The sequence below is a fragment of the Streptomonospora mangrovi genome, from assembly GCF_027604915.1.
Lineage (GTDB): Bacteria > Actinomycetota > Actinomycetes > Streptosporangiales > Streptosporangiaceae > Streptomonospora > Streptomonospora mangrovi.
On sequence record NZ_JAJAQC010000110.1, the window covers coordinates 1 to 4294 of the forward strand.

General features: G+C 74.6%; 4 protein-coding genes. 2 read left to right on the forward strand and 2 right to left on the reverse strand.

Going from position 1 to position 4294, the window contains the following annotated elements; translation table 11 throughout:
* Positions 1 to 32 precede the first annotated feature (32 nt).
* Both LG943_RS27550 and LG943_RS27555 read right to left on the reverse strand, forming a co-directional pair.
* The gene (locus tag LG943_RS27550) at positions 33 to 1973 is read right to left on the reverse strand and encodes a glycosyl hydrolase family 18 protein (RefSeq protein WP_408648667.1); all 1941 of its coding nucleotides are present in this window, start codon (positions 1971 to 1973) and stop codon (positions 33 to 35) included.
* A gap of 428 nt (positions 1974 to 2401) precedes the next feature.
* Positions 2402 to 3052: a dienelactone hydrolase family protein gene (locus LG943_RS27555; RefSeq protein ID WP_270075307.1), complete on the reverse strand. Its 651-nt coding sequence runs from the start codon at positions 3050 to 3052 to the stop codon at positions 2402 to 2404.
* A gap of 330 nt (positions 3053 to 3382) precedes the next feature.
* On the opposite strand from LG943_RS27555, the gene LG943_RS27560 reads away from it, so the two are divergent.
* Positions 3383 to 3787: a four-helix bundle copper-binding protein gene (locus LG943_RS27560; RefSeq protein ID WP_270075308.1), complete on the forward strand. Its 405-nt coding sequence runs from the start codon at positions 3383 to 3385 to the stop codon at positions 3785 to 3787.
* A 52-nt stretch (positions 3788 to 3839) separates the two neighbouring features.
* Complete coding sequence (locus LG943_RS27565) at positions 3840 to 4256, forward strand: ChaB family protein (RefSeq protein WP_270075309.1); 417 nt, start codon at positions 3840 to 3842, stop codon at positions 4254 to 4256.
* The last annotated feature ends 38 nt before the right edge of the window (positions 4257 to 4294 follow it).

A 4294-nucleotide genomic window follows, 5' to 3' on the forward strand; every position in this document is an offset into this window, starting at 1 on the left:
GGCCGGCCCGCGCCGGCCGGGCACCCGGTCTGCTAGTCCTCCAGCGCGGAGTCGATGGCCGTCATCAGGCTGCCCTGGGCGTCGTCGCCGTCCAGCGACCAGGCCATGATCCCGCCGAGGCCCTGGTCCTGGGCCCACTCGACCTTCTGCCGCATGGCCGTGGGGTCGTCGTAGGTCCAGAACGTGGTGCCGTTGTAGAGCCAGGCGGTACCGGCCGCGTCGTCGCGGTGCAGCGTGTAGCCCGTCAGGTTCTTGATGTTTTTGTAGTCGTCGATGCCGGCCTCGAAGGGGCCGGGCGCCGGTCCGGTCGAGGACTGGAACAGGCCGTCGCCGTCGGGGCCGCCGGGCACGCCCGTCCAGCCCCGGCTGTAGAACGGCACGCCCAGCACCAGGTCGGCCGGGTCGGCCCCGCGGTCGGTGTAGGCGGCGATGGTCTCCTGCACGCTGTAGGTGCGCGGCCCCGGGTCGCCGGCCACCGGGGTGAGGTTGGACTGGTGGTTGGTGGTGGACTCCCACGCGCCGTGGAAGTCGTAGCCCTGGACCGTGACGAAGTCGAAGTCCTCCATCAGCGGGCCCACCTCGTAGCCGGCCTCGATCTTGGCCGGGTCGGCGGCCATGAACGCCGTCAGTTCGTACTCGCGGCCGTTCTCGGCGCCCAGCGCGTCCAACTGCTCGCGGAACTCCTGCACCAGCGCGGTGAAGTTCTGCTTGTCCTCGGGGCGGTAGGTGTTGTCGGGGTGGCCCTCCGAGCCCGGCCACTCCCAGTCGAGGTCGACGCCGTCGAACACCCCGGCCGCCGCGCCCGTGCCGCCCGCGCCGTCGATCACCGGCAGGTTGCCGCGCAGGTACATGTCCACGCACGAGCGCACCAGCCGCTCCCGCGACTCCGCGGTCAGCGCGGCGTCGGAGAGGTTGCGCGACCAGGTCCAGCCGCCCAGCGAGATCAGCACCCGCAGGCCGGGGTGCTGCTCCTTGAGTTCGCGGAGCTGGTTGAAGTTGCCGCGCAGCGGCTGGTCCCAGGTGTCGCCCTGGCCGTCCACGCTGTCGGCCGCGCCGAAGTTGCGCCCGTAGTCGGCGTAGGCGTCGCCCTGGCCGGGCTGGTTGGCCATGAAGCACTGGCCGTCGGCCGAGACGTTGGCGAAGGCGTAGTTGATGTGGGTGAGCTTCTCGGCGGAGCCGCTGGTGTCGACGTCCTGCACCAGGTAGTCGCGGCCGTAGATGCCCCACTGGGTGAAGTAGCCCACGCGGCGGTCGCCGCCGGGGCCGGGTCCGCCGCCGCCCTCGGCGGTGCGGGCGCTGACCTGGCCGCTGGCCGGCGACCGGTTGCCGGCCGCGTCGTAGGCGCGGACGGCGAAGGTGTACTCGGTGTCGGGCTCCAAGCCGCCGACGGTGGCCGAGGTCGCGCCGCCGGTGGTGGAGGCGACCACCTCCCCGCCGCGCAGCACCTCGTACCCGGCCACGCCGACGTTGTCCTGGGCCGCGCTCCAGCCCAGGGTCACGCTGGAGGAGGTCGTGGCGGTGGCCCGCAGGCCGCTGGGCGCCGAGGGCGCCTCGGTGTCCTCCTGCGACCCGCCGCCCGAGCAGGGGTCGCCGTTGAGGGTGCAGGTCAGCGGTTCGGTGTCGACGGGGCCGCCCGAGAAGGAGCCGTTAAACCCGATCCCGTAGCTGCCGCCCGCGGGCACGGGCGCGCCCCAGGTGGGCGGGGTCACGGTGTAGGTGCCGCCGGAGCGGTTGAGCGAGGCGTTCCACAGCGACGACACGGCGGCCCCGTCGGGCAGGGTGAACCGGATCGTCCAGTCCTCCAGGGCGGAGGAGGTCTCGTTGATGATCGTGAACTGGCCGCTGTAGCCGGTCTCCCAGGTCTGGCCCTGGGTGTAGACCACGGTGACCTCGCCGGGCGCCGCCGACGCGGGGGCAGAGGCGGCCAGGAGCGAGGTCGCCGCCAGGACCGGCACGAGCGCGGCGGCGCACAGGCGGGCGGTGGTGCGGGAGGGCCAGGAGGAGCGGCGGCCCGGGGTGCGGGCGGATGTCCGAGGGGATCGCGCGAACAGTCTCAGGGGGGATCTCACGGGGTCGGTCTCCTACTCCGCGGCAGGAAGGGGGAGTGCGGCACCCGCGCGGGAGGCTGCGCCGCCGTGCGGGGCCGGGGGACGGCGCGCGGCCGTCACGAATTTTTAGGAAACTTAACTGTCAGTTTCCGCGGGTGGCAAGGGCCGCAGCGCGGCCGCCGCCTGCGGCGGGGAGGTGGCGGGGCGCTTGGGGCCGCTGTGACCGGCCCGGTACGGCCCGCCAACTGCGCAGGTCCACGGGCCGCGCGCGCCGGGATGCGGGGTGGCCGGATGCGGCCGCGCAGCGGGGGTTGACGCGGCGGGGCGGACGTGACCGCCGGAGGAGGGGATGGTCAGCGGGTGCCCAGCCGGTCGCGGAACCAGGTCATCGCCGCGCCGGTGACCTGCTCCAGGGCGCCGGGCTCCTCGAACAGGTGGGTGGCATCGGGCACCAGGTGCACCTCGCTCTGCACGTGCAGCTTCTCGGTGGCCGCGAAGGACGCCCGCACGATGGGCTCGTCGGCGCTGCCGGCGATCATCAGCACCGGCGCGGCCACCTCCTCCAGCGCGTCGCCCGCCAGGTCCACCCGCCCGCCGCGCGAGACCACCGCCGCGACGCGCTCGGGGCGCTGGGCGGCGGTGCGCAGGGCCGCCGCCGCACCCGTGCTGGCGCCGAACAGGCCGACGTCCAGCGCGGCGGTGGCCGGATCGTTCGCGAGCCAGTCCACGGCCGCCGTCAGCCGCCGGGTGAGCAGGTCGATGTCGAACCGGTGGCGCCCGTCCGCCTGGTCGGCGCGCTCCTCGTCCTCGGTGAGCAGGTCCACCAGCAGCGTCGCGAACCCCGCCTTGGCGAGGGAGTCGGCCACCTGCCGGTTGCGCGGGCTGTGCCGCGAACTCCCGCTGCCGTGGGCGAACAGCACGACGCCGGCCGCCTCGGGGCCGGCCGTCAGGTCGCCGGCGATCTCGGTGCCGCCCTCGCGCACAGCCACCGTTCGCACGTCCATGTCCGCCGCCCTCCTGGTCGGTGTCTCGCGCCGCCCCACTACCGGCAAACGCGGACGCCAAACGCCCGCCCCGCCGGGCGGTTCGGGCCGCAGGAGGTCGTGGCCCAGGGTCGTCAGGTCGGTCGCCCGGCGTCGCCGCGCCGCTCGACCGGGACGGCCGGTCGCCGACCCGCTCCACCACGGTGCGCATGACGGCGGTGTCCTCGTCCGCCAGGTCGACGCGGCCGGGCCGCCCCCGGCGCGCGCGGGTTTACCGCCGGGCGTACGCGGTAGGGGCGCAGGAGGAGCCGGAACCGACGAACGCGACTTCGCGGGAGAGGAGATTTCGGCATGCCCACCCAGACGGAGGAGTTCCTGCGCACCCATCCGCGCGACGTGGGCGCGGACGTCGACCTCGTCAAGACCGCCGTGGAGCGCCTGGCCGCCTGCGCGCAGGCGTGCACCGCCTGCGCCGACGCCTGCCTGGGCGAGCCGCGCGTGGCCGACCTCGCGGCCTGCATCCGCCTCGACCTGGACTGCGCCGACGTGTGCGCGGCCACCGAGAGCGTGCTGACCCGGCGCACTGAGCCCGACCGCGCGTTGCAGCGCAGCCTGGTGGAGACCTGCGTGCTCTACTGCGCGGCCTGCGCGCGGGAGTGCGAGCGCCACGCCGCCCACCACCGCCACTGCCAACTGTGCGCCGAGACGTGCCGCATGTGCGAGGACGCCTGCCGCCAGTTGCTGGTCAAGCTGTAGCGGCCGCCCGCGCACGGCCGGCCGCACCCGCGACCCGAGAAGGAGGCAGCCCATGCCCGGGCGCAAGGAACTCCCGGACACCCTGAAGCGCTCACCGCGCGGCGCGCAGGACACCTGGGTCAAGGCGCACGACTCCGCCGTGGACTCCTACGGCGAAGGCGAGCGCGCCCACCGGGTGGCCTACGCGGCGCTGAAGCACACCTACGAGAAGGTCGGCGACCACTGGGAGGAGAAGGAGCGCAAGGGCCCCTCCGACCGGCAGGCAGCCAACCCCCGGGCGCCCAAGCAGCGCTCGGGCTCTGACCGGCCCACCGCCGGCGGCGTGGACGCCAACGCCAGCAAGGAGCACCTCTACCGGCGCGCCGCCGAGCTGGGCGTGCACGGGCGCTCCCGGATGAGCAAGAAGGAACTGGTCGACGCCCTCCAGAAGGAGAGCCGCAGCCAGACCCGCAAGGCCCGTAAGTCCTGACGCGCACGCGGCCCGGCCGCCCGCGTCGGCGGGCGGCC